Source organism: Rhodohalobacter halophilus (assembly GCF_001715195.1).
Classification (GTDB): domain Bacteria; phylum Bacteroidota; class Rhodothermia; order Balneolales; family Balneolaceae; genus Rhodohalobacter; species Rhodohalobacter halophilus.
In genome coordinates this window covers 39435-64299 of sequence record NZ_MDWE01000037.1, presented here as the reverse complement: position 1 = coordinate 64299, position 24865 = coordinate 39435, and the positions used below count along the sequence as shown (strand labels likewise).

General features: G+C 44.2%; 17 protein-coding genes and 1 tRNA gene. 6 read left to right on the top strand and 12 right to left on the bottom strand.

The features are described from left to right. Complete coding sequence (proS, locus tag BG260_RS10680; protein WP_069132503.1) at window positions 1–1470, bottom strand: proline--tRNA ligase; 1470 nt, start codon at window positions 1468–1470, stop codon at window positions 1–3. 360 nt (window positions 1471–1830) lie between these two features. Here proS and BG260_RS10675 point away from each other — a divergent pair. Then, window positions 1831–1904, top strand: a tRNA-Met gene (locus BG260_RS10675). 370 nt (window positions 1905–2274) lie between these two features. On the opposite strand, the gene BG260_RS10665 is transcribed toward BG260_RS10675, so the two are convergent. The 3 genes from BG260_RS10665 to BG260_RS10655 form a co-directional block, all read right to left on the bottom strand. Beyond that, a complete protein-coding gene (locus BG260_RS10665; protein ID WP_069132499.1) occupies window positions 2275–2517 on the bottom strand; it encodes a hypothetical protein in 243 nt (80 codons plus the stop codon). 211 nt (window positions 2518–2728) lie between these two features. Continuing rightward, window positions 2729–3373 carry a LuxR C-terminal-related transcriptional regulator gene (locus tag BG260_RS10660; RefSeq protein ID WP_069132497.1) on the bottom strand — a complete coding sequence of 215 codons (645 nt, stop codon included), beginning with the start codon at window positions 3371–3373 and terminating at the stop codon, window positions 2729–2731. A 230-nt stretch (window positions 3374–3603) separates the two neighbouring features. Beyond that, entirely contained in the window at window positions 3604–3927 is a 324-nt protein-coding gene (locus BG260_RS10655) for a hypothetical protein (RefSeq protein WP_083750259.1), read from the bottom strand. A gap of 98 nt (window positions 3928–4025) precedes the next feature. Between BG260_RS10655 and aspS the strand changes: the two genes are divergently transcribed. Continuing rightward, window positions 4026–5801, top strand: a complete 1776-nt coding sequence (gene aspS / locus BG260_RS10650) for an aspartate--tRNA ligase (protein ID WP_069132495.1) — start codon at window positions 4026–4028, stop codon at window positions 5799–5801. Window positions 5802–5813: 12 nt separating this feature from the next. Further along, complete coding sequence (locus BG260_RS10645) at window positions 5814–6518, top strand: DUF429 domain-containing protein (RefSeq protein WP_069132493.1); 705 nt, start codon at window positions 5814–5816, stop codon at window positions 6516–6518. A 53-nt stretch (window positions 6519–6571) separates the two neighbouring features. Here the strand turns inward: BG260_RS10645 and sthA are convergent, their stop codons facing one another. Continuing rightward, window positions 6572–8017 carry a Si-specific NAD(P)(+) transhydrogenase gene (gene sthA / locus BG260_RS10640; protein WP_069132491.1) on the bottom strand — a complete coding sequence of 482 codons (1446 nt, stop codon included), beginning with the start codon at window positions 8015–8017 and terminating at the stop codon, window positions 6572–6574. 207 nt (window positions 8018–8224) lie between these two features. Here sthA and BG260_RS10635 point away from each other — a divergent pair, with 207 nt between their 5' ends. Further along, window positions 8225–8833, top strand: a complete 609-nt coding sequence (locus tag BG260_RS10635; RefSeq protein WP_069132489.1) for a superoxide dismutase — start codon at window positions 8225–8227, stop codon at window positions 8831–8833. A 306-nt stretch (window positions 8834–9139) separates the two neighbouring features. On the opposite strand, the gene BG260_RS10630 is transcribed toward BG260_RS10635, so the two are convergent. Next, window positions 9140–9955, bottom strand: a complete 816-nt coding sequence (locus BG260_RS10630; protein WP_141691576.1) for a hypothetical protein — start codon at window positions 9953–9955, stop codon at window positions 9140–9142. A gap of 120 nt (window positions 9956–10075) precedes the next feature. Here BG260_RS10630 and BG260_RS10625 point away from each other — a divergent pair, with 120 nt between their 5' ends. Next, window positions 10076–10522, top strand: a complete 447-nt coding sequence (locus tag BG260_RS10625) for a BrxA/BrxB family bacilliredoxin (protein WP_069132485.1) — start codon at window positions 10076–10078, stop codon at window positions 10520–10522. Window positions 10523–10600: 78 nt separating this feature from the next. Here BG260_RS10625 and BG260_RS10620 read toward each other — a convergent pair whose 3' ends face one another. From BG260_RS10620 to BG260_RS10595, 6 genes are read right to left on the bottom strand one after another with little or no spacing between them, the layout of a single operon-like run. Next, on the bottom strand, window positions 10601–13984 hold the full coding sequence (locus BG260_RS10620) for a BamA/TamA family outer membrane protein (RefSeq protein WP_069132483.1): 3384 nt from the start codon (window positions 13982–13984) through the stop codon (window positions 10601–10603). A gap of 18 nt (window positions 13985–14002) precedes the next feature. Then, window positions 14003–16156 (bottom strand): ribonuclease R, encoded by a 2154-nt coding sequence (gene rnr, locus BG260_RS10615; protein WP_069132481.1) that lies wholly within the window; start codon window positions 16154–16156, stop codon window positions 14003–14005. A 12-nt stretch (window positions 16157–16168) separates the two neighbouring features. Next, entirely contained in the window at window positions 16169–20893 is a 4725-nt protein-coding gene (locus tag BG260_RS10610) for a translocation/assembly module TamB domain-containing protein (RefSeq protein ID WP_069132479.1), read from the bottom strand. A gap of 30 nt (window positions 20894–20923) precedes the next feature. Further along, complete coding sequence (gene aroB / locus BG260_RS10605; protein WP_069132477.1) at window positions 20924–22015, bottom strand: 3-dehydroquinate synthase; 1092 nt, start codon at window positions 22013–22015, stop codon at window positions 20924–20926. Further along, entirely contained in the window at window positions 21999–22544 is a 546-nt protein-coding gene (locus BG260_RS10600; RefSeq protein WP_069132475.1) for a shikimate kinase, read from the bottom strand. The genes aroB and BG260_RS10600 overlap by 17 nt, the downstream gene beginning before the upstream one ends. Next, window positions 22541–24127 carry an NFACT RNA binding domain-containing protein gene (locus tag BG260_RS10595; RefSeq protein ID WP_069132473.1) on the bottom strand — a complete coding sequence of 529 codons (1587 nt, stop codon included), beginning with the start codon at window positions 24125–24127 and terminating at the stop codon, window positions 22541–22543. The genes BG260_RS10600 and BG260_RS10595 overlap by 4 nt, the downstream gene beginning before the upstream one ends. Window positions 24128–24170: 43 nt before the next feature. Here BG260_RS10595 and BG260_RS10590 point away from each other — a divergent pair, with 43 nt between their 5' ends. After that, window positions 24171–24821, top strand: a complete 651-nt coding sequence (locus BG260_RS10590; protein WP_069132471.1) for a hypothetical protein — start codon at window positions 24171–24173, stop codon at window positions 24819–24821. The last annotated feature ends 44 nt before the right edge of the window (window positions 24822–24865 follow it).

The following is a 24865-nucleotide window of genomic DNA, read 5'->3' as shown; positions in this document are numbered from 1 at the left end:
TTAGTATGATCTGGCAAATAGGACTTTCTGTTTTGAAGGTTTCCCGGTAACGATGCATTCTCCCGGAACAGGGTCATCTTCATGAATCGGAATCAGCCGAATTGTTGCTTTGGTTTCCTCTTTTATTTTCTCTTCTGTTTTTGCCGTTCCGTCCCAATGAGCCCAAATAAAGCCGCCGTTTTCAATCTCCTCTTTAAACTCTTCGTAACTGTTAACCGTTCGTGTGGCATCATCCATACGCTGTTTAGCAGCATTGAAGAGATCGGCCTGAATAGACTCCAACAGTTCTTCGATATGGTCTGCAATCCCTCCAAGAGGTACAATACTTTTTTCAAGTGTGTCGCGACGCGCGATTTCAAGATTTTGATTTTCTACATCACGCGGTCCAATTGCGATTCTGAGCGGTACACCTTCGGCTTCGTGCTGGGCAAATTTCCAGCCCGGTTTAAAGTTGTCGCGATCGTCAAGTTTTACAGAAATTCCTTTGTCCCTCAGTTCATCAATAATCGGTTGTGCGTAGTTGAGTACAGCTTCCCGCTGCTCATCTTTACGGTAAATAGGTACAATTACTACCTGGTTCGGAGCCAGTTTAGGAGGCAGAACCAATCCGTTATCGTCAGAGTGAGTCATAATCAGGCCGCCGATCAGTCTTGTGGAAACACCCCAGCTGGTAGCCCATACATATTTGTGCTCTCCATCCTGGTCCTGGAATTTCACATCAAACGCCTTGGCAAAATTCTGCCCAAGAAAGTGTGATGTTCCGGCCTGTAGGGCTTTTCCATCCTGCATCAGTGCTTCAATACAGTAGGTATCCACAGCGCCGGCAAAACGTTCTGACTCGGTTTTTACTCCGGTGAGCACCGGCATGGCCATATACTCTTCTGCAAACGTTTTGTAGACGTAAAGCATTTTTCTCGTCTCCTCAACCGCTTCCTCTTCCGTGGCATGAGCCGTGTGGCCTTCCTGCCAGAGGAACTCCATCGTTCGAAGAAAAAGGCGGGTTCTCATCTCCCATCGCACCACATTAGCCCATTGATTAATCAGGATGGGGAGGTCGCGATAAGATTGGATCCATTTGCCGTATGCATCCCAGATAATGGTTTCTGATGTAGGGCGGACAATTAACTCTTCATCCAGGCGGGATTCAGGGTCCACTTCCACGCCGCCATCAACACTTTTAAGCCGGCTGTGGGTTACAACAGCACACTCTTTTGCAAAACCCTCAACATGCTGGGCTTCTTTCGATAAAAAAGATTTTGGGATGAAAAGCGGGAAGTAGGCATTCTCGTGACCTGTATCCTTAAACATTTGATCGAGTGCTTGTTTCATATTCTCCCAGAGTGCAAATCCGTTTGGGCGAATGATCATCGAACCGCGAACAGGGGAGTGGTCAGCCAGTTTGGCTTCCTTTACCACATCCAGGTACCATTGAGAGTAGTCGTCTTTTCTATCCGTAATTTTATTAGCCATCAGTAAAGAGTGGTTTGCAAATTTTGAGCCCGCCAAAATGCATGGTTGATCCGGCGGAACTGTGCTTATTTTTTTAAATTTTTTATGACTTTGTAAAATACTCCGATATGGAGTCAAGATAAAGTAAGTTTTTCTCACCTTGAGTTTGGCAGATAGTTGAATCCGGATGATATTCCTGTCAACATTCCATTTTCGACCATCCAGATCGATCGAGGAAAGGAGTCAAGGGGTTCGCTTTACCGGATTAGTTTGAGTGATTGAGAAAATTCTAAAAAGTGAAATTTTCCATTTCAACTTTGTATAAAAAAAGTCATATATTTGATGCTCTCTTGAATACGATGTGTAAGAGACTGAATGGATGGCGTGGTAGCTCAGTTGGTGAGAGCGTCGGATTCATAACCCGGAGGTCGGCGGTTCGATTCCGCCCCACGCTACTTTAAAATATCCTTTCCTTTTCCTTGATTTAGCGGTTTCCCGAAGCCTCGGGCCCCCACACTTTTTTAAAAAATTCACTTCCTTGATGCAACAGTTTTCCGAATTCTTGGGACATCACCCATTTTTTTGAGAAGCCTTTCTTTTAAATAACGGTTCTCTGAAGCCACGGGATTTCACGCTTCTTATTAATATTCCTGTATCGTCCTGAAATAAGTTGACTGTTTTCTTTTTGAACCGCCCTTCAATTTTATCAACGAGGATGGGCTGGATGGCGTGTTTAAAGATAACATTCATCTTGTAGATGGAATCGTAAATAATGTGAAAAAGCTTAACGAAGTGATGATTGGTTGATCAGATACTTTCGATCGGTTATATCAAGCCAATCATACTCGCATCAAATAGATTCACTTTTGCACACTTACCGCAAATGACCTGTACCATCGGCCGGCTGTCTCCGCTGATGTCCACACTCTTTCCATGAAATGTGACGGTGGGTGCAAGGATATCACCGATGATCCACTTTTTACTTCCGCACATTGTGCAGGTACTGTTTGGGGCGCGCTCATTGAGCCAATTTTGAACGCGAATCTCTTGCTGCTTGGTTATGGGCATAGTTTATGGATGGGAAATTTACATTCAGGCGTATGATCAGGTGAGATATGGCCAAAAAAATTAGCAGCCCTCCGATCAAAGAAGGCTGCTAAATATCATCTACAGACGGCTATTACCCCATTTGCACTTTAAACTTACTTTTATCAAACCGATCCTGCAATAAGTAGAAGAATGTAATTTTAACTACGTAGAAATACGTAGTGCCTGGGTTTTAGCCAATTTCAGTTTTTTCAAGCGCATACCGAACAAGGGCTGCCGTATTTTTGATCTTCAACTTGTTCATCAGATTTGAACGGTGTGTTTCAACAGTTCGGGGACTAATGAAGAGCATTTTTGCGATCTCAGGGCTGGTGTGTCCCTCTACAATCAGTTTCAAAACTTCCGTTTCCCGCTTTGTTAATTTATTACTTACGCTGCCGGTCTTTTTGGCTTGATCCACATATTTATTCGCCATCATCTGGGAAACGGACTTACTGAATGCTTGTTTCCCTTTTGCAACTTCTTTAATGGCCGACTCAAGTTCACCGGTTGTGCAGTTTTTCATCAGGTATCCATTTACTCCGGCCTTGAGTGATTGATTTAGGTGATTGACATCCGTGGAGTAAGTAAGGACAATAACTTTTGGGGCAGGCTGCACTTTCTCAAGTCGCTGCATCAGATCATGGATGTTGGACCCTTCAATATTTGAAGAGACAATACATACTGAATCCGGGCTTTTTTTATAAGCCTGTACCAGATCTTTGGCTGATCGTACAGCATAAACCTCAGAAACGGCGGGCGCTTCAGACAGGATACTTCTTAAACCATGTCTGTAGACATCAAAATTTTCTGCAATTAAAACCTTGATTTTATTCATGGTCCAAAGCCAACTTACGTTGAAAAGGACTTTGAATATACTTTTTTATTTGAAAAGGTGAAGAATTTTAGTTGAAAAATTATTGGTTTCTAACTTATTACTAATCTTGAATCATCCCTGTTAATTAAATTAGATATAGTCTCAAAGTCAGAATACCCAGGATGGACTTTAAACTCCAAAGAATGGTTCTTGTCCAGTTTGTGAAAACAAGCTTTTGGATTGCATTGGCATCAAAACCTGAGGACAATTTGGAGTGTAAGGGAACCTGCCTGAAAAAAGTGCCCTCCCCATACCAACAGGATGAGTAGTAAACCTGTAGTGTGAAGTCCGGTGAAATCTGTGGAGTAAAACGTCAGCCATGCGGATGAAAAAAGTTCAGCAAGCATTACCGGTATCACAATGTATGAAATGCGGGATCGGTGGAAATCCATCGACGGCTTAAAGCGGTCGTTGCCTGCAAAGAGGAAGAATGGATAGTGAACCAGCTGGACTGTCCAGATCAGTCCGCACAGAAAGAACGATGAGAAGAGGTTCAGGATGAGAATTGAATTCATAAAAACTTTCCGCTCAAAATAAGCGAATGGTTAAAAGATTGGTTATTTTTGCAGACTTAAATAGAAAACGATTTTAAACGCATTAAAGCAAAAATTTTATGAGTTGGTTACGAACCCATACCTGCGGTGAACTTACAATTGATGAGAAAGGTAAAGATGTAGTATTAAACGGTTGGGTATCCAAGCGAAGAGATTTGGGAGGGCTGATATTTATTGATTTGAGAGACCGGTATGGAATTACACAGATCGTTTTTGACGAGACGAATGAAAAAATTCACTCTTTGGCTGAGAATCTGCGTTCTGAATATGTGATTGGCGTAAAGGGGAAAGTGATTAACCGAAGCAAGGAGACCATCAACCCGGAGATGAAAACCGGTGAGATTGAGGTGGAAGTTGCAGAGATGAAGATCTATTCTAAATCGAAGACTCCGCCATTTGAGATTAAAGATAATCTGAAAACGAACGAGGAGACCCGGCTTAAATACCGCTATCTCGACCTGAGAAGAAATGAACTGCAGGAGAAGTTAATTCTGCGCTCAAAAGTGTATCATACTATCCGGAATTTTTATAACGAGCGTGATTTTACTGAGGTGGAAACCCCGGTTCTGATGAAATCCACACCGGAAGGAGCACGTGACTATCTGGTGCCGAGCCGTGTAAATCCCGGGAAATTCTTTGCTCTGCCACAAAGCCCTCAGACGTATAAGCAGCTACTGATGGTGTCCGGTTTTGATCGCTACTTTCAGATTGTGAAGTGCTTTCGGGATGAAGATCTGCGAGCTGACCGCCAGCCGGAATTTACCCAGGTGGACGTCGAAATGTCGTTCGTGGATGAAGAGGTGATATATGAGGAGCATGAAAGGCTGATGGCAGAAATTTGGAAGGAGCATTTAGGCGTAGAGCTGAATACACCGTTCCCACGCATAAGTTACGAAGAGGCGATGACCACCTATGGCTCCGACAAACCAGACCTCCGATTTGATGTAAAGATTCACGACATATCTGATGATGTAGCCGAATCCGGGTTCAAGATTTTTAAATCAACCGTGGATAAAGGCGGTCGGGTGCTTTCAATCACAGTTCCCGGTGAAGGCAGTATGGGTAGAGGCGCCCTGGATCGATTAACTGACAAAGTGACCTCAGAAACAGGTGCTGCAGGAATGATCTTTATGAAATTGAATGATGGAGAGATCACCTGCAGTGTAGGTAAATTTCTGGAAGATGAGACCATGCAAACTATGGCTAAAACATCCGAAGCAGAGGATGGAGATCTGGTGCTAATTCTTGCAGGTCCGGCACCGGACGTGTACAAACAGATGGGCGGGCTGAGATTGATCATCGGAAATCAGTTCGATCTGATCGACAAAGATCAGCCGCGATTTTTATGGGTTACGGACTTTCCGCTGGTAGAGTGGTCGAAAGAGGATTTACGATATCACGCTCTACACCATCCATTTACATCTCCGAAAGAGGAAGATACAGACAAGCTTGAGTCTGATCCAAAAGCTGTGAAAGCCAGGGCATACGATTTGGTATTAAACGGAAATGAGATTGGCGGCGGATCGATCAGAATTCATACCCCGGAACTCCAGCAGCGTATGTTTACGTTATTAGGCATCGATGAACAGGAAGCGGAGGAGAAGTTCGGATTTTTACTGGATGCGTTTAAGTATGGAGCACCGCCTCACGGGGGGATTGCCCTTGGACTCGATCGAATTGTGATGTTGATGTCGGGTGCCACGAGCTTACGCGATGTGATAGCATTTCCAAAAAATCAGCGTGCGCAAAGCCCGATGGACAACAGCCCAAGTGAAGTGGATGAGTCGCAGCTGAAAGAACTTCATATCTCGCTCCGGAAAACAGTAACTCAATAAGGATATACAGATTTGAAAACAGCAGGAATTGACGGTTGCAAGGCGGGATGGATCCTGGTCACGTTTGATAAAAAACCGGAGTACAGGATTCTCGAAGATCATAACGATTTTAAAGATGCGCTTTTTGAGTTTGACCGTGTTTTTATTGATATGCCGATTGGCCTGGAAGATGAAAACTACACGAGGGAGTGTGATCAAAAACTTCGCGACCGTTTAGGGGCAGATTACGCATCAAGTGTATTTAGTCCACCTATTCGGCCTGCACTTCATTCACCGTCTTATGTGGAAGCGAACATGCAGAGTTTTGAGTACACCGAAAAGAAACTGACAGTTCAGGCGTGGAACATTACGCCAAAAATAAGGTTGTTGGATCAGATACTCGGTGAACATGAAGAGCTGAGGAGCTCCGTACTTGAAAGCCACCCGGAACTGATTTTTATGAATCTGAATGGCGGTATGATCTATCAGAAGAAAAACACAAAAAAAGGTCTGCGCCACAGACTGAGCCTGGTGAGCAAGCACGAAGAGATTGCGGATGATTTCTTTCGGGATATCAAAGAAGAGTATCGCCGGAACCAGGTTGAGGAAGATGATATCGTCGACTCCATGGCTCTGGCCCTTGCGGCTAAACAGTCGATCGATAAAGGGATAAAAACCATTCCGGATAATCCTCCGGTAGATTCTGAAGGACTGAAAATGGCTATCCATTTTGTGTAGTAAAAGAAAAAGCCACGGTATTCCGTGGCTTTTTTTAATTGAGATGTGCCGGTCTACTTTTCCAGTATATTTTTATACTTCACGCCCGCCTTATACACTCGGTTCACACCGTTAAACGCAGCAATTCTGTATGCCTCAGAGTAAGTTGGGTAGTTGAGTACGTTTTCAATGAAGTACTTAATTGTGCCGCCTTGCACCATGATGCTCTGCCCGAGGTGGACCAAATCTGTAGCGTAGTCACCAAAAATGTGAACACCCAAAAGTTTTAAATTGTCAGTCCGAAAGACAAGTTTTAACATACCGTCGGTTCTGTGATTGATGTCGGCATAGGTCAGGTTTTCATAATAGGCTCGGCCTACCGTCACATCAATTCCCTGCTCCTTGGCTTGTTCTTCAGTCAGGCCAATTCCGGAGACTTCGGGAATCGAGTAAATACCATAAGGGATATCTCCGGAGGGAGATTCAGTGGGTATATCGAACATGTTGCAGGCAGCCAGACGACCCTGAACGAAAGATGAAGAGGCTGAGGTCGGTTCGCCGGTAACATCTCCCGCAGCGTAGATATTGTCTACGGTTGTACGATAGGTTTTATCTGCCACCACATAGCCGTATTGATCCAGTTCAACATCAACCCCCGGCGCAAGTAGATTATCGGTATTTGGTTTTTTCCCTCCAACGTAGAGAATGTGGTCTGTCTCAATCACCTGCTTTCTGTTTTCACTTTCCGTTTTGAAAATGACCTCCATACAGGTTCTGAGTGGATTTGGTTTTACATCCATCATCTCCGAAAGCTTATGAAGTACTATTCCCCGCTTTTTCAATGTTTTCAGGATTGACTGACGGATTTCACTGTCCAGAAAGGGGAGGAATTCGTCTGAATCATTCAGAATTGTGATACGTGTTCCGAGGGATGCAAAAATTGTGGCATACTCAAATGAAATCACACCGCTACCCACAATTACCAAGCGCCGCGGGATATGTGTAATGTTGAGGATTGAGTTATAATCCAGGATGTGGTTGTCATCTACATCAAACTTTTCGGGCAGTAAAGGACTGCTGCCGGTGGCAATCAGAATGTTGGCAGTGGTGTAGGTTTTGGTTTGATTAAGATTATCCTGAATCTCCACTGTGTTTGGATCTTTAATTTTGGCCCAACCGCGTGCGGTTTCCACCTCATTCTTTATAAGATCCGATTTAACTTTCTTGTTTTTACTCTCAAGGGCGCTCTTTTTATAACTGAGTAGGTCTTCCATTCGGAATTTCTCAAATGGTTTTCGCCCCTTTTCATCACCAAACTGAGAATGGAAATCGAGAATCAGGTCGGCCGCTTCACGCAATGCTTTGCTGGGTACGGTTCCTTTATTGAGCCAGGTTCCGCCGAGATGGTTTTCGTCGGCCTCTACAATTAAAACTTTCTTGTCGAACTTGGTGCTCTGCATGGCGCAGGAAAACCCGGCGGGGCCACTCCCGATAATAATTACATCATAATCGTAATTCATAAATCTCTGTTTGGTTATTTAAAACAATAATAAGACTAAATTTACCTATCTAAGGCTCCCAACATCAAACAAAAACTAAAAATAGATTAAATTTTGTTGGAACGTTTTCTCTATGTAATTTTTTTAATCAGTAGAAAGAAGCGATAACGCATTGAGATAGAGCGCGTTATCAATGAAACAAGAACCTGAATTCAAAAACGACAAATTATGTCATTCGAATTACCTAAACTCCCTTATGATTACGATGCGTTAGAACCGCACATTGATGAACGAACCATGAAAATTCACCATGGAAAACATCATCAGGGATATACAAACAAATTGAACGCTGCACTCGAAGGTCATGAGTTTGCTGATCTGGATATTGAAGAGGTGCTAAGACGTATAGATGAAGTACCTGCCGATAAGAAACAAGCTGTAATTAACAATGGAGGCGGGTATGCAAACCACAATCTCTTCTGGACTGTGATGTCGCCAAACGGTGGCGGAAAGCCTTCAGGTGAACTTGCTGAAGCGATCAACAAGAAGTTTGGAAGCTTTGATAAGTTCAAGGAAGAGTTTTCATCAACGGCTGCTTCTCAATTCGGATCAGGCTGGGGATGGCTTTGCGTGAACGACTCCGGTGAGTTGGTAGTCACTTCAACTGCAAACCAGGACAGCCCATATATGGACGGATTGACTCCAATTCTTGGAGTGGATGTTTGGGAACACGCATACTACCTGAACTATCAAAACAGAAGACCTGACTACCTGAGTGCTTTTTGGAATGTAGTAAACTGGGACCAGGTTGAGAAAAACTATCAGGATGCTAAATAAGTTTTCCTGAAATAGTGAATGATTTAAAAAGGCGTCTGAATTCAGGCGCCTTTTTTATTTGAGCATACACGTTAGAACTAATAGAGTACCGGTTCACTGATGAAGTTTTCGCTAACTACAACGTAAAGAGAATCGGCTTCGGTTTCAGAGTTGCTAAGCGCATCGGTATTTAATTTAAAGCTTTCATAAAATTGGCAACAGAAACAGCTATAAAAAAGCAGTGATAGAAATAGAGTTGATATAATGGATTTTATATCAATTTGATGGGATTGAAAATGTTACTCGATCATATCAAAAATAAAAATTTCAATCCTCGAACTGAATGATGTGCCATCGTTCCATTTTTCCAAGAGAACGGGCCATATTCGCCCTGTTGGAACGAGGTTGTTGCCGAACCCGGTTTCCATACCGATCGCGCTGAGTGTTGGTTGCAGAGTATTCATTACTGCCTTGTATTCTGAATTCAGGTGGTTCAATAGCAAACCCTACCCACACTTGGTTGCCTCGAAATCCATAAATGGAAGAGCCATCCCGCGGTATTTTCATTTCCAGGCCTATGGTACGGCTGTCAGGGTTTACGGCAATTTCCATTCCGTCAACTTCAAGCTGTGAGGAGTCGATAAACCCGTAGGAGGGATCAGAATTTTGATCACTTCGTTCCACGATCATCACCCGCTCAAAGAGCTCTTCTTCTAAACTCTCCATCAACTCCCGGTTTTCCGATTTCCCCATCCATTCCCCGTCTCGGGTAAAATCGTTAAAAGCGTTGGAGTATTCTCTAAGCAGGTTAAACGTACCGGGAGGAAATCCAACACCGATATGATTTCGTCGATCCTCATCATCACTTAAATAAACGGTAAACCCAGATCGGCGGACTGCAGCATCCTTGAATGCACTTCTGATATCAATGTAGAGATAGAGAAAGTCGTCATCGAAAGCTGAGTAGTAATTTGCTTGTTCACGTTCGTCGAACAGAGCCTGGCCAGTATTCCAATCAGAGAGGTTGCCATCTATGGTGAGGTCTCTATCGAGCGGAGCCGGCTGAAACTGTTTGGTACTTCCACAGGCTGCAGTAAAAAGGAGTGCGGTAAGAAGTGTAATTGTGGATAAACGAAAGTTCATGGAGCTGTGTTGATTTCTCATAATGATAGCTTACTGAAATACGTTTCAGCTATCAAATATTGTGATTAAATATCGTTATATTTGAGCAAGTAAAATTTAGCATTTAAAAATAAAAAGACTATGCAATTTGGATTTGGAGTAGGACCCGATACATCCTGGATGCGCGAAGAACTTACGGATTTAGGTGTAGAAGAACTAAAAACACCTGAAGATGTTGACCGAATTATGAAAGAATACAATGAAGGCACGATGCTGATGGTTATCAACTCAGTTTGTGGTTGTGCTGCCGGAAACGCTCGTCCTGCCGTGGGCTTATCGCTCGAGAAAACGGATGCAAAACCGGACCACCTGGTAACTGTATTTGCCGGTCAGGACAAGGAAGCTACGGCAAGGGCTCGGGAATATTTTAGCGAATATCCGCCATCATCACCTGCATTTGCCTACTTTGTAGATGGCGAAATTAAAGCCATGATTCCCCGCCATAGAATTGAAGGGCGTAGCAAAGAGGAAGTGGCCGAAGATCTTTTGATGGTTTACAATGCATTTTCCGGTGAGGATGCAGAGTAATTCCGTACAAACAGTTCTATAAAAAAACCTCATCGGGAAGAACCTGATGAGGTTTTTTGTTTTTAAGTCGTTACCGAATTAAAAGTCAATTCCAATGGAGAAGTAGTGGATCGGGCTGCTTCCAAATCCGCTTCGTTCGTAAGGCCATCCAATATCATATCTAAAGGGGAGGCCAAGAAGAATTGTACGAAGTCCGAATCCTGCACCGATCAAAATATCACCATCCACAAAACTTGCCGGAATATCACCCTGTTGCGGTTCCCCCTCTCTGAGAAGTCCGGTTTGAGGGTTGATGAACTCTTCCCGCTTGGTTCCAACTTTCCAGTCGAGCCCAGACGGGTTCTCGAAGTAGACAATTGGTTCCCCGTTTTGATCTACAAACCGAGAATAGGGAACTTCAAAACCCCACGCTGCGCCGGCATCAACGAAAGCGACGGCTGTAATATTCCAAAGCGGCAGGATGGGAATCGGTCCCGGCAGTACGGCTGCAAAGAGCGGGAATCTGAACTCAGCATTGATTAGAGAGAACTTGTCACCGAAAATGGTGTTAAATTCATGGCCTCGCAGCGGTGTTGCGGGAAGGGTGAAGAAGGTATCTGCAAGTCTTTCGAACGGGATTTCGGCATCACTCCATCTCTGATTGATCCATCCAAGCATACCGCCCATAAAAAAGGTCTGAGAATCGCGCCCGTATGAAACTGCTCCCGCTCCCCGAAGTGCAATTGAGTACTGCGAACCCAGATCAATATATTGCCTGTAATCTCCAAGCAGAGTAGCAAAAGCCGGGGTTTCACTCGAAAGCGGAGGACTTGCCGACAACTGTACTGAATAGCGGTTACCACCTCGTGGTGTAATGAAACCCGGAATGGTGTAGTCGCCGGTGAATGTAACCTGAGGATAGAGGAAGTAGGTTCTGTCACTGGTCAGACTCTGCCCTCCAACTCCGGTAACGGAGCTGAAATCCCGTGCAAGCCCGATCGCTGAAACTCCATAATCAACTCGTTGATACCTGTTAAACGGGTATTGAAAATCTACCGAAGAGCCAAACGTTCTGAATCGGAGCAATTCTCCGCTGAACGTCTGATAATTTCGTGACTGATGGAAAAATGAGGTGAAAAAGTTGGTTCTGTTTTTCAGATAACCATACTGAAATGTATAGTCACTGTTTCGCAGATCAAAAACGAGGTTTGAACCAAAAGAGAGCTGATGATCACCAAAAAGATCGGTCAGTGTAACAAATGCAAATGCAGAGGTTCCGTAATAGGTGCTTATTTGTCCGGCTGCATAGCTGAAGTCGGGAGTAAAACTCAACCTGTACTCTTTAGGTTGATATAGCCCGTCTTCCGTGGCATTGGTTGTAGGTTCAAATTTTCTTGGATCGTCACGCAGCTCGATGGTTGTATCCTGAACAACGGCTTCTCCAAATTGGTAATTTCGAAAATCGATTCGATTTGGATCGGTTCTTCGGGTGGTATCTTGTTGCGTCGTGTCCTGTACAGTTGTGTCGGGCTGAACGGTAATCATACGCTGATGTCCGGTTACAGGGGCATCCTGTAGAAGACGGCTGGAGACAACATTTCCTGCCGGACGATTTTGAATCATCTCTTGTGTGTATTGTACAGCCGGTACACGATCACCGGGACGGGTAGCCTCACGCTCTTGCGCCCATCGGTTAGGTGTTAACTGCCGATCCATTCTGCGGTCGAATGGTGCGCGCATTAAAAAGATGTCCGGAAACCCCCGGTTGAGGGAGTTAAATGCCAGGCGGGTACCATCATTTGAAATGGATATCTGCATGATGCCGGACTGAAGATCAGTCAGGGGAAATACGGTTCGGCTGTTCAAGTCATATTCATAAATGTTAGGAATCCCGTTCTGATCTGAAACAAAGAGAAATCGCCCGTCGGCAGTTAATGTAGGCTGAGTTTCTGACCAATTAGGGGTGTTGGTCAGGCGTTCAATCCGGTTATTTCCAATACGGATTCGGTAGAGATCCTTTTCATAGAATGAATCGTCCTGCATGATCGAATATCCGGCTTTTGCCAGATTTGGATCCAATACACCGCCACGATTTGAGACGAAGTAAATTGTTTCAGAATCGGGACCCCAGGCAGGTTCCGTATCACTGAAAACATCGTTTGTGATGGTTCGGAAATCTCCGGTTTCCAGGTTGTAGACAAAAATATTCTGGTACGGCCCCATGTTGCCGTCAAAGGCAATTTTACTGCCATCGGGCGACCACGCTACGGAATTGATCGCGTCCAGGCTCGGGAATCGAATGGTTTCTGTGTCGAGCGTTTCATAATCCACAATTGCCAGGTTGTACTTTCCATCAGATTTACTGGAGAGTGTAATTTTTCTTCCGTCCGGCGACCAGCTCAGGTTAGGATTTAGAATGTTGAGCTCCTCAAACATTGGGTTATCGGCACCGCTTACGATCGTTTTGATCCGCTCACCGCTGTTGGCATCCACGACAACGACATCAAATACACCGCGGCGATTTGTAATCATTGCAATACGATCACCCCTCGGGGAGATTTGAGGGCTTGTATTGTAAGAACCGGATCGTGCCCGTGTTGTAATTTGTGTTGCAACGCTGGATAATGTTTGGCGTTCAGCTACTTCTGGGAAATATCTCTGGCGCCAGTATTCTTGCCATCTTTCAGAGAGTTCATCAATTTCGAGACCCAGTGACTGCACGAGCGAAAGCCTGATATTTCTTGTGGATTTAATCCGCTGTAGAATTTCAGTAATTTTTGGCCGCCCGTACTGGTCTTCAATGTAATACCAGAACGCCTGCCCGCCTCTGTAAGCGAAGAACCCGCCTAACTGTGAAATTGGAGGGAGGTAGTTATTTAAGATAGCATCCCGAATATACATATCGGTTTGAGTATCCCAGCCAAGCGCAAGGTATTCGGCCAGTCCCTCTTCAAACCAAAGGGGGAACCGAAGCTGAATATTGTTTCTTGCAATAGACTGTAAATTACCTCCATAGTACACATCATTAATGTAGGCGTGAAGGAGCTCATGCTGCAGAGTTCTTCGGAAATCAGCATAATCTCCCATAAAAGGCTGAGTCATCCGGTTTTTTAATTTGTCGGTAACACCGCCGATTCCCTGCGCATCGACCGGTAGCTGGACCACATTGGTTTGCGAAAAATCACTGTGAGAATCGTAGATGATAACCGGGATACGATCTGTCAGTTGATCATCAAAATCCTGGTTCAGTTGTTTTAGGGAAGCTTCCAGGGTTTCTGCGGTAAATTGAGCAAGGTGGTAATTTTTCGAATCGTAATAGTAGATGTCGAAATGATCTGTTTCAATAAACCGCCAGTCGAACGTTTCGTACTGTACACGATTTTTTCCATAGGAAAAATATTGCGCGTAGAGTTGCTCAGTAAGTGCAGTTCCTGCAAACAGTGTGAGCAGTAAAACAAGCAGAAATTTGTATGAATGCTTCATAAAAACAGGGATTATGTTTTACCCGGCAAGGGTTAAGTCTATTTGTCGCTTATCGAGATCTGTTCGGGTTACCTTAACTTTGATGGAGTCGCCAAGACGGAATTTTTTACCTTTTGATCGTCCGATTAAACAGTGCATGTTAGGATGATAAACATAGTAATCATCTTTTAAATCGCTAACGCGTACCATTCCTTCACAGTATATATCATTTATTTGAACATAAAGGCCGTTTTCGGTTACACCGCTTATGGTACCCTGAAAGTCCTGACCAATTCGCTCTGAAAGATACTCAACCTGTTTAAGTTTTACGGAATCACGTTCAGCTTCTACTGCTAACCGTTCTTTCTCGCTGCAGTGTTCCCCGAGTTCTGCGAGATCATCGAATGAGTACTCATTGGCTCCGGAGCTGTAGCGTTTTAAAAGTCGATGAACGATTACATCGGGATAACGGCGGATCGGGCTTGTGAAGTGTGCATAATGCTTAAAACCCAACCCAAAATGACCAATATTTTTCGGTGAATACTCTGCTTTAGCCATGGCACGCAGCATCAGTCCGTTGATAATATTCTCAAGTGATGTGTCTTCAACTTGTTTTAGAAGATCGTTTATCTTTTTGGGGCTAATTCCACCTTTCAGGTCTAAATTAATACCGAGCGGTTTGGCCGTCTCCTTAATGTTATTCAATTTTTCGAGATCGGGCTCACCGTGCACACGATACAGAAACGGGTGGTCGTTTTTGGCAGTCTTTTCTCCCCGCTGATTTTTCCGCAGCGAGTCGATGTGCTTGGCAACTGTTTTGTTGGCCATCAACATGCACTCTTCAATCAGCCGGTGGGCAAAAATCCGCTCCTTGACAATCACATCCACGGGTTTGCCGTTGTTGTCCAGAACAAATTTAGGTTCGGGAGTTTCGAAGTTTATAGACCCTTGTCTGAATCGCTGATCCAGCAAAATCTTGGCAAGTTTTTCGAGGGTTTTAAGCTCCGACTTAAATTTATGGTTGGTGTTTCCGTCCAGAATATCCTGAACTTCCTCGTAAGTGAATCGCTGTTTGGAGTGAATAACCGTCTCTTCAACGGAGTAGTCAATAAGTTTTCCATTTGGCGCAATCTCCATAAAGCAGCTATAGGCGAGCTTGTCTTCATGCGGGCGCAAACTACAGACCCCGTTGCTGAGTCGTTCGGGCAGCATGGGAATGGTTCGGTCTACCAGGTAAACACTTGTTCCCCGTTCAATTGCTTCGTCGTCTAATACCGTGCTGCGAGGCATGTAGTGCGTGACATCTGCGATGTGAACCCCGAGATAATAATTTCCATTGTCCAGGATTTGAATACTGAGTCCGTCATCAAAGTCTTTGGCATCAGCCGGGTCAATGGTAAGAACAACCTCATCCCGCATATCGCGTCTTCGGCTGATTTCATCCTCTGTAATTTGATCCGGAATCTCATCTGCAAATTTATCAACTTCCGGCGGGAACGATGCTTCAAACTGTTTTTCTGCAAGAATGGAGAGGATGTTTGCTTCGTTGCTCCCCGCCTGCCCAAAAGATTGCTGTATTTTTGCCTGTGGGTAACCCCGCACATCTTCCCACTGTATCAGCCTGAATGTAACTTTATCACCCGGTTTGGCTCCGTTTATATCTTTAGGATCTACAAAGAAGTCCACTCGTGATGACTGATGATCGGTTTCAATCAAAAAGGTATTTTTGGCTACTTCTTTCAGTGTGCCAACCAGAAGGGAGTCTGCCCGCTCAACAACCGACTCAATTTTACCCATCGGCTTGTTGCTCTTTTTGTGGTAACCGGTGAGCTTCACTTTAACAGTGTCGCCGTTCAGAGCTGTGCCCAGAAACCTGTGAGATACTTTTATGTCCTGATCCCGGCCTTCAACCATCACATAGCCATCCCCGTGGCTGGTTACGTCCAGTTTGCCGGTATACACATTACTGTCATCTTCGGCTGCTTCATTCAGCCGGACAAGATTTCCTTTGGTAACAAATACGTGTCCAAGCTGTTTTAGCCGGTTGACGGATTTCTTAATCTTTTTCTCTCCTTTTTTGGGAAGTGACAATGCATCCATCAATAAGGGGATGGGTATGGAAGCATCCGGATAGGATTTTAAAATGTCTATGATTCTCTTTTCTAAAGAACTTAATCTGTCTTTTTTACTCATTTTCTAACTTTATCATTCATCTATTTCTGTGAGAGCGTCACCGGAACTGTTTTCTTCTGATGACTCTTCTTCATCCCGTTTATTTAAACCGAATAATCCCCGGAAAGCGTTCAAAATTCTCTGTTTAAATTGTTGCCATGTGTTGAATTGGAACTGAGCTTCGAGACCAACTCCATTCATTTCCTGAGTTTGCCGGGTTTCGATACTGCTTGTATAACTCAGGGTAGGGTCTTGTCGGTGAAACGCAGTGAGCGAAAATGTACGGTTGATCCGGTATGTAGCACCTAAATCACCGATGTCGCTCTGTTCCCCTGTAATCTGACCTTCCCGCCTCAAGATGACGCGATCATCGAACAAACGCAACGCCACTCCCAAATCAACCTCATTAAAGGCCGTCAGGTTCAGGTCAATGTCAAATGTGATATCACTTCGGAGCAGGGAGTTGATCTGATTTGACAGCAGCGGATTGATAACCTGACTTGAGAGCAGAGGGTTGACAACCGCAGCCGTGCCCGAAAAACCTTCTCCCAAGCCAAGCCCCTGAGCCTGATTGGATGGAATAAAGTTACCGCTTAACAAAATACTTGTAGCCTGAATTAATTTCTCCTCCTCATTCTGGTTCAGATTGTTAATCTGAGTAGCGAGAGTCGGGTCGAGTGTGCCTTCAATTCCTGTGGGAACCCTAAAAAAGAACTCATTCTCTACCTGTGTGATAGTGCCTCCAATTTGAAGAACCAGTTCAATTGGAATCCGCTGACCACTTTCGGGCGAGGCAGAAGCCGCATTGGACGAGAGTAAGGTTGAGATTACCGGTCGGGCCCGGTAAACAGCGGTAACATCCAGGCCGGCATCAATTAAATCTCCCTGCCAGCTAATGGACCCGCCTTCCTGAAGCGTGAATCGGCGGGTGAAAATATCACCGCTTACAAACTGGTAGTCCCCGCTCTCAATGTTGAACCGGCCAAACATACTCACATCCTGATCCTGAAGCAGAACCCGAACCTGACCGGTGCCGTTAGCATTTAGAATTTCATTGGTAACCGGGTCAAAAATCAGGCGTACATTGATCGGATCGTTTGCAGTGAACTGTAAATCCATGGTAAAGAGCTCAACAAATGTTAACTCATCCGGTGTTTGACCGTTACTGTCCTGCTCTTCTTGCTGGCGCCGCATACGTTCTGCAAGTACCTCCAGGTCAAATGTGTCAACAAACTGAATAAACCGGCGGTCCTGTTCAAATTCAGTCTCTTCTTCTAAAGGAATAGAGATTTGAGACCGGGACGATAGGTTAACGGATCCATTTGTGCGGAGCAGCGGGCTGGTGTTGGAGCCAACAATTTGTGCCTGTCCGGTGCCATAAAGGGATCCATAAAACGGGATATCCGGATCAAATGGGTTATTCATAAACTGGACGTCGTTCAGGTCGAGTGTTAAATCCAGATAAGTTCCCGGTTGAAATTCGTTCAGATCAACGGTACCGGTTAACCGTGCAGTACCGCCTCTGTGATCGGTTAGATTTACCTGTTGGAATGTCAATCCGTCGGTTTTATTAAAATTAAGCTCTCCATTCAGATCATATTCAACATTTGTGAACCGGGGAACACCGGTGGCATTCTCTACGGTAAAATCTGAGTTGAAATTGAAGTCTGACCGGTTGCCGGAAATAAAGCCCGTGCCATTCGCTTTCCCTTCAATTCTCTCAATTACGTTGGGTACGATAAAGCTGACAATCCAAAGATCAATTTCCCGGAGATCTGCATCAAAGTAGAACAGATCATCATCGGGTTCGTCAAGTTCATCGGGTATTTTAAAATATCCGTTCATCCGTAAATCTTGACCGGTACTATCGTTTCGGGCGTAGTAATCGGTATATTTTTGCGGGTCGGTGTAGACGCGTATGCTGGTGTCAAACTGATTTTCATCCGGATTCAATTCGCTGATCAGAGAAACATCCCCGATCAAACGGTTGTTGATTCGCCCCTCTGTAACCTCTATTTCACCCTGAATATTTGGAATTTGCGTCAATGACCGGGTGATGAACTCACTGTTCAATATTCCGGAGAAAGAGATTCTGCCGCCAATCAGGTCTGAGATACGTGTGAGGTCAAGATTTTCAACTTTGAAGTCAACGGAGTCTTCAAAATTCTCACTAAACGTCCCATTAATCTCGAGCAGATCCTCATCGCTGGTAAGGCGCACCTGGTTGAGAGTCAACTTATGCTCATCTGTATAGATAAACTGTGATTCCCCTCCGGACCGCCAGTTATACTGTGGTGATCCGATCAGCAGGTCGTTTACGGTTACTTCAAAACGCCCGGGATAAAGTGCTCCTGTGAGTGATGTTTGGAGCTCAATATTATCATCCCGAACAAATTGCTGCTGCAGTTGCAGGGAGTCGTTCCTCATAGAGAAGTTGAGGTAGCTGTCGTAGAATGTCATCTCATTTACATTCACCTCACCGCTGTTTACCTGAAGATCCAGATTGCCAAAGTCCCGAATGGATTCACCGTGATTAAATTCCGCATTAATAGAGGTATTCACGTTGGATGCACGAATATTCTCTGATCTGAAGAGTTCTTCGAAGAGTGTTCCGGATATCAGGAGGTTCTCCTCCGTTACATTCAGTGAGGCAGTCAAACGCGCCCGGCTTTCAATTTCGGGTACTTCTTTTAGATAGTGCCGAAGAAGGTTTAAATCTTTTACTGTAAGCTGAAGGGTGAGCTCAAGTTCCGGATACTCGAATGGTTCATCCGAAAGAGGTATATCTGCAAGTGTAAACTCCCTGTCGAACAGAAACTCGCGGCGGATTCTCTCCTGAAGATACTGATTCCAATACGATGCGTACTTTTTAATGGTTGTTGGAGCAATGGTTCCCTCAATTTCACCATCAACAAATGAACTGGTAAACCGAAGATTTCTCGGCTGCTGATCAGGCTCGCTTAAGTCTGCATAGAGCTGATGTGCCCGGAGTGTATCAGCGCCAATGATGGATGGTTCCATCTCTATACTTACTCTGCCGTGGGCTGTATCAATATTGTTACCGTTGATGTTGGCTGAAAACGTTGCGTTAAAATCGGTATTCTCGCCGGAAAAATAGTCTGTATAAAGTGAAGCATTAAAATTCCGGAGATTTCCTTCGATTGAATAAAGAGGATGTTGAGAACGCTGATCGACTCTGCCGGCGGCCTGAAGGGTGCCGGATTGATCCTGAGCCTGCAGAGAGTATGAGAGTTGGTTATCACCATAATCAAATTCTCCCATCAGGCGTGGAAATTCATGCCCTTTGATTGAAGAACCGGCAAGATCTACGGATCCCAATACTGCAGAGCTTCGGTCAACACCGTTACCTGAAACCGCAATGCGGCCATTTAGCATGGAGTTGGAGAGTGAATCACTGAAAACAGGGGAGATATTAAGAGAATCGAGTTCCGCCAGCATCTCAAATGCTAAATTTTCACGATGGTTCAAAAACAGATCTACCATCATGGAACCGGCATCTGTATCGAGCGTGATGTCGGTTGTGGTTTCCTGAAGGTTCCCGTAGAGATCCCCCCGGAGGATTATATTTTCATACAGAGATGTATCCATTCCATTCAGGAATGTATCGGAAAGCCACTGAACGTGTTCGGGCATCAGAACAAAATTTTCTATCTGAGTATCGTAGGTAAGTTCACCAAACAGATCTTGCAGATTGGCAGTTAAAATAACGGCGCTTTCACCATAGAGCATTTGAAAACGATCTACCCAAAGTTCATCGGCGGTTCCTTCCACGTTTGCCTCCAGGCTTATCTCTTCATCAAAGTCGGGAAACTGAGGGATGAATCGCCGAAATAAATCATTTGAAACCGTGCTTGGGTTTATGGTTAACCGATGTTCAGCATTTCTAAGCTGATCACCCAGTGGCTGTTGACTTCTGAAGATGGAAACCGGCTGTGATTCAAAGCTTAAATCGAGGCTGTTACCGGCAGTGGTAATGTTAAACCCGTTCACCTCAAAGTAGCGCTCATCGTTGTAGAATTGAGCTTGTAAACGGACATACTGATACGGGGTGTCCGGTAAATCGGCACTGAATCTGGTGATGTCGGCAAATAACTGTGCTTCGGTAATTTCCAGAAATATTTCAGTATTTAAATTCTGGATATTCAACGGCGTGGGAAGCTGAGCAATTTCCGGTATTCCGATTTCATCGGAGGAGAGCATCGTACCGTTTACGATAATAAGCCGGGGAGCAAAAAGGTTGATTTCATCTATTAGCCGAATATTTTCATAAAATGGATCATCGGCCTCAGGATTCTGTTCTGTCGTTCCAACTCTTTCAGCTTGGACAAAAATGTTGGCGATGTTGAGTTCTCCGTCGGTTCGGGCAAGGTGAATTGCCGGCTCCACCAGTTCGAAGGAGTTAATCGTCAGGTTTTTTTGCAACAGATCCCACCAGCTCACATCAACATTTGCACTCTCGAAGGTAATAACAGGGTGAGAAATATCACCGGCGGCATAAAACTGCCCCCCGGTAAAGTTGATTTGAAACGGAATAAATCCTTCAATCGATTGGATGTAAAGCGATCCTTCAAACTGCTCATTAAACGTATTTTCAATTTGCGTTTTGAGGTAGTTTTTGGATTGAGGAAGCTGCAAAATGCCGACTGCAATGAGCAGAAGGGAGAGTACTAATCCACCGATAACGGTTACGGAGATCAGAATAAATCTCCAAATGTTATATATCCATCGGTAGATCAAAGAGTATGGTTGAGTTTATTGGGTTTAAATTTACAGGTTATCTAAAGCGTAACTCCAGGCCTGCCGAATAGCCTTGGCTGACTGAACCTCTTCAAGGAATGGGTGTTGCCACTCTTTGAGCAGAACGAACCGAATGTGTTCATTGGTACGTTTTTTGTCAAATTTCATATGGTCCATCAAATCATTCAAAGATAGCTCTTCTTTTGATACTCTGTAACGATATAATGAACGATATTTAAGAATAGGATCTGCCGTAATTTGGGCACCCAGATTGCGTGATAGCTCGATGGCAGCAAGCATACCGAGGTAAACTGCCTCACCATGGCTTATTTTCTTGTAATCACACGATTTTTCCAATGCATGGGCAAACGTATGCCCAAAGTTGAGATAGGCTCGTATACCGCCTTCAAATTCATCCTCCTGCACAATGTCGGCTTTAATTTGGATACTTTCAGAAATGAGATCAATCAATTTTTGTTCATCTATCTGCCGGATATCTTCAGACAGAAATATTTCAGCCTGATCAAAAATAGTTGATTGCCGAATGGCTCCGTATTTGAGAATTTCGCTGAGGCCGTTTGTCCACTCGTTGCGCGGCAGGGTTTTAAGAAATGAGATATCGGCAATGACCGCTTCCGGTTGATAAAAAGCTCCAATCAGATTTTTTCCCACAGAGTGATTTACACCGGTTTTTCCCCCAACAGAGCTGTCAACCATCGACAAAATTGTGGTTGGCACATGAATGAGAGGCACTCCACGTAAAGCAGTGGCTGCCGCAAATCCTCCAACATCACCGGTTACTCCGCCTCCGATAACAAATACCGGGCTGTTCCTTCGTACGCCGTTTTCCAACAAAAAATTTACACAACTGTTCCAAAATGAGACGGACTTACTCGCTTCACCCTGTGGAACGGTCATCATATAGGTCTCCAAATCGGCTTCATCAAACGATTGACTGATTAAATCACCATGAAGTCGTTCCACATTTTCATCAATCAAAATAAAGCAGTTTGAGCTTTGTGCTCGGTCCAGAATACGGTGAACCTCTTCGGTAAAAATATCTTGCCCAACGTTACACTGATAGTGGCTTTGAGAAGAGTTCACCTCAATACTTTTGTTCATAAAGTTTCAGCTTATTAATTAAATTTTTCAAAATGCGGTTGATTGATTGGGTGGTGCAATCTACAGAAAAATGTGCCTGTTCGTAATATTTGGAACGTTCAGAGAGTAAAGACTCAATTTTATCGCCAATCTCTTTCTCACTTAACCCTGCAATCATGGGCCGGTTTCGTGCACTCTTCAACCTTTGAACAAGAATCTCCGGCGGGCAGTTGAGATAGACAAGCCAGCCCTGGAGTTTCAAATGGTCTGTAATCAACTGATTTTGCAGTGAGCCGCCGCCAAGAGCCACAACGCCCTCTGCCTTTTGAGATTCACGGAGAACAATCTCTCTTTCATACGTTCTGAATGCGTCTTCACCCTCGTCGGCAAAGATTTCAGGAATGGATTTTCCGGTCTCTTTTTTAATTATAGAATCAATATCGGAGAATTTTACTCCAAGCTGTTTTGCGAGTTTTTTCCCGATGGTGGATTTGCCGGATCCCATCATTCCACAAAGAAACAGCGGCTGAGATAGTATTTGCGAACTCATGAAACTTCTTTTTGGGGTTGAACCATTTCTACTTCCTCTCTCTGTACCCGCACCGCTCCGGTGGGTGATCCTTTGGGTTTTGTCACATATTTTCGTTTGGTAACGATTACCGGCGCCAATTTACTCCCTTTTGCTTTTGAGTTCCAGGCCGCAAGGGCGGCTGCTTTTTGAATGACTCGTTTCGGCGGCATCTCTTTTTGATTATTCATCCGGATTACAACATGAGAACCTGACACTCCGCGGGCATGAAGCCAAATATCTTCTTTATGGGCGTCAGTTGTAAGTTGGTCGTTACTTTTAGCATTCTTCCCGATCCAAACTTCATATCCTTCAATGGTTGTCCGGCGATAGGGAAGAGATGTAACCTGCTTGGCCTTGGAGAGTACGCCCAGCCTTTTTAACTCATCTTCGTTCTCTTTAAACCAATCATCAAACTCATAGATCTTTTCAATTTCCTGAAAGGATCGAAGAATTGCCTTCAAACTTTTAGTCTCTTTTTTGAGCTTTTTAAGTCTGTTTTTTGATTCTTCAACACTCCGGATGGCCTTCGCTGATTTGTCGTAATATCGCTGCGCATTTTCAGCAATCGACTGTTTGGGCTTCAGAGGGATTTCAACCGGCTTATTGTCATCATAAAAATTTGGAATCGTGATGGATTCCGTGCCGCCATCCGTTTTTTGATGGGCATGAGCCATAAGCAGGTGACCAAATTCCTCATATTTTTCGGCCCGTTCTAACCCTTTCTCAGCATCTTCGAGCTGATGGATCGTAGATTCATTTCGATTCAGTGTCTCTTCCAGTTTGGGCTTAAATGTCTGAACTCTTGCGGCCAGGCGCCGTTCACGCGAGGTTTTGTAATAGGCGAAACGGATGGCATCATTAACGTTGTCAAAAACCTTTAGATTTTCAGCCGGGAGAAGATCCTGGGGAATCAGACAGAGATTTCCGTCAGACAGTATTCTGAACTCCGGTCGATTCAGCATCGCATCAACAATGGACTCAGCTGCTTTTTGAACTTCAATCATCGGTTTGTTTTCCAGGTTGAAATGCTCTATCACCGGATCAACGAGGTGGCGGGGAAATGCCGGAAAGAAATGGAGAATAGAACGTTTTGCGGAGAGCTTTTTGTCTGGCCAGGTTTTTTCCTTGGGCGGACGAGGTTTAGGTTCAGGTTCACCTTCAAATTCACGCCCACCTTTAAATGATTCAGTGATGATGCCGTCTTTTATCAGGAAGACATTCGGTTTATTACCAAAGATCTGGAAAAGAAGTTTTTTATGAGGCCCAAAATAGATCGTCAGGATACGATCCTGTTCTGCCAGTTCAATCTCGGTAATTCGTTCTCTCTTCAATTCATTAAAAAATTCTGTAACGTTTGTTTTTTTGGCACCCCGATGTTTATCCGCAAAAAGTGCCGTTTCGGATGGATTAGTGCCGAAAATAAGGCGTTGAGAGTCATTTTCGTGGCCAACGTATCCCTCCCAAACATCCTTGTGCGGAGAGTAGCTAAAGTGAAAAGGCTGACCCAAAAATTTGGGTTTTAACTCTTCGGTTAGATATATTAGAGCATAAAAATTATTCATTCGAGCGAGAGTAAATGTTGACTAAACCTGTAAGAGTTCTGATATGCAATATCCTATTTTTCAATCGGTTGTAAACAAAATAAACAGCCTGCTAAACAAGAGAAATATTAATGTTGTAAAGTTTAAAACTTGGGAGGAATCGAGAATAAATGCTGCCGGTCTGGAGATTGTCATTGACCTGAAAGATTCCACGAACCATCTTAAACAGCTCGACATAAATTTCGACTGGGACAGCTTCCGTGAAGCGACCCTGGCAAATCAACTGAATGGTACGGATAAACATCCGATGCTGAAAGAGAAGCATTTAACGGAAGTGAATATTTCTCCATCTATTGACGTGGAGTTGGTTTGGCACTTTGATGAACGTAAAAGTCAGCCTGATCAGCCCAACGGAGATACCAACTACAGAATTCAAAAAGCAAGTGAGTGGATGGATCGTGTCAGCAAGGAGGTAAATGAACTGTTGATAAGTGATGACATCATCACCCGGTGGCATCTTGAAATCGATGGAGACGAGTATGGAAAGTATCTGACCGCTATAAATCTGATTTCATACTTCCAATTTACAATGACCGATTTAAAGAGTTTGAATGAAGTGAATGAGTTTGTTAGCAGAAAGCTAACTCATTTACTCTATAAGGCAAATCGGATCATTAAAATTGCTGATAACAACGTGGCTACCGTGGCTGCCTGAAATAAAAAAGGGCACTACATGAGTGCCCTGAATTTCAGTGTAAG

Coding starts and splice junctions, on each gene's coding strand:
- BG260_RS10660 (WP_069132497.1), bottom strand. CDS start 3,373: ATGAATAAAATCAAGGTTTTAATTGCAGAAAATTTTGATGTCTACAGA.
- BG260_RS10630 (WP_141691576.1), bottom strand. CDS start 9,955: ATGAACTTTCGTTTATCCACAATTACACTTCTTACCGCACTCCTTTTT.
- BG260_RS10625 (WP_069132485.1), top strand. CDS start 10,076: ATGCAATTTGGATTTGGAGTAGGACCCGATACATCCTGGATGCGCGAA.
- BG260_RS10600 (WP_069132475.1), bottom strand. CDS start 22,544: ATGAGTTCGCAAATACTATCTCAGCCGCTGTTTCTTTGTGGAATGATG.
- proS (WP_069132503.1), bottom strand. CDS start 1,470: ATGGCTAATAAAATTACGGATAGAAAAGACGACTACTCTCAATGGTAC.
- aroB (WP_069132477.1), bottom strand. CDS start 22,015: ATGAACAAAAGTATTGAGGTGAACTCTTCTCAAAGCCACTATCAGTGT.
- BG260_RS10635 (WP_069132489.1), top strand. CDS start 8,225: ATGTCATTCGAATTACCTAAACTCCCTTATGATTACGATGCGTTAGAA.
- BG260_RS10590 (WP_069132471.1), top strand. CDS start 24,171: ATGCAATATCCTATTTTTCAATCGGTTGTAAACAAAATAAACAGCCTG.
- sthA (WP_069132491.1), bottom strand. CDS start 8,017: ATGAATTACGATTATGATGTAATTATTATCGGGAGTGGCCCCGCCGGG.
- rnr (WP_069132481.1), bottom strand. CDS start 16,156: ATGAGTAAAAAAGACAGATTAAGTTCTTTAGAAAAGAGAATCATAGAC.
- BG260_RS10665 (WP_069132499.1), bottom strand. CDS start 2,517: ATGCCCATAACCAAGCAGCAAGAGATTCGCGTTCAAAATTGGCTCAAT.
- BG260_RS10655 (WP_083750259.1), bottom strand. CDS start 3,927: ATGAATTCAATTCTCATCCTGAACCTCTTCTCATCGTTCTTTCTGTGC.
- BG260_RS10620 (WP_069132483.1), bottom strand. CDS start 13,984: ATGAAGCATTCATACAAATTTCTGCTTGTTTTACTGCTCACACTGTTT.
- BG260_RS10595 (WP_069132473.1), bottom strand. CDS start 24,127: ATGAATAATTTTTATGCTCTAATATATCTAACCGAAGAGTTAAAACCC.
- aspS (WP_069132495.1), top strand. CDS start 4,026: ATGAGTTGGTTACGAACCCATACCTGCGGTGAACTTACAATTGATGAG.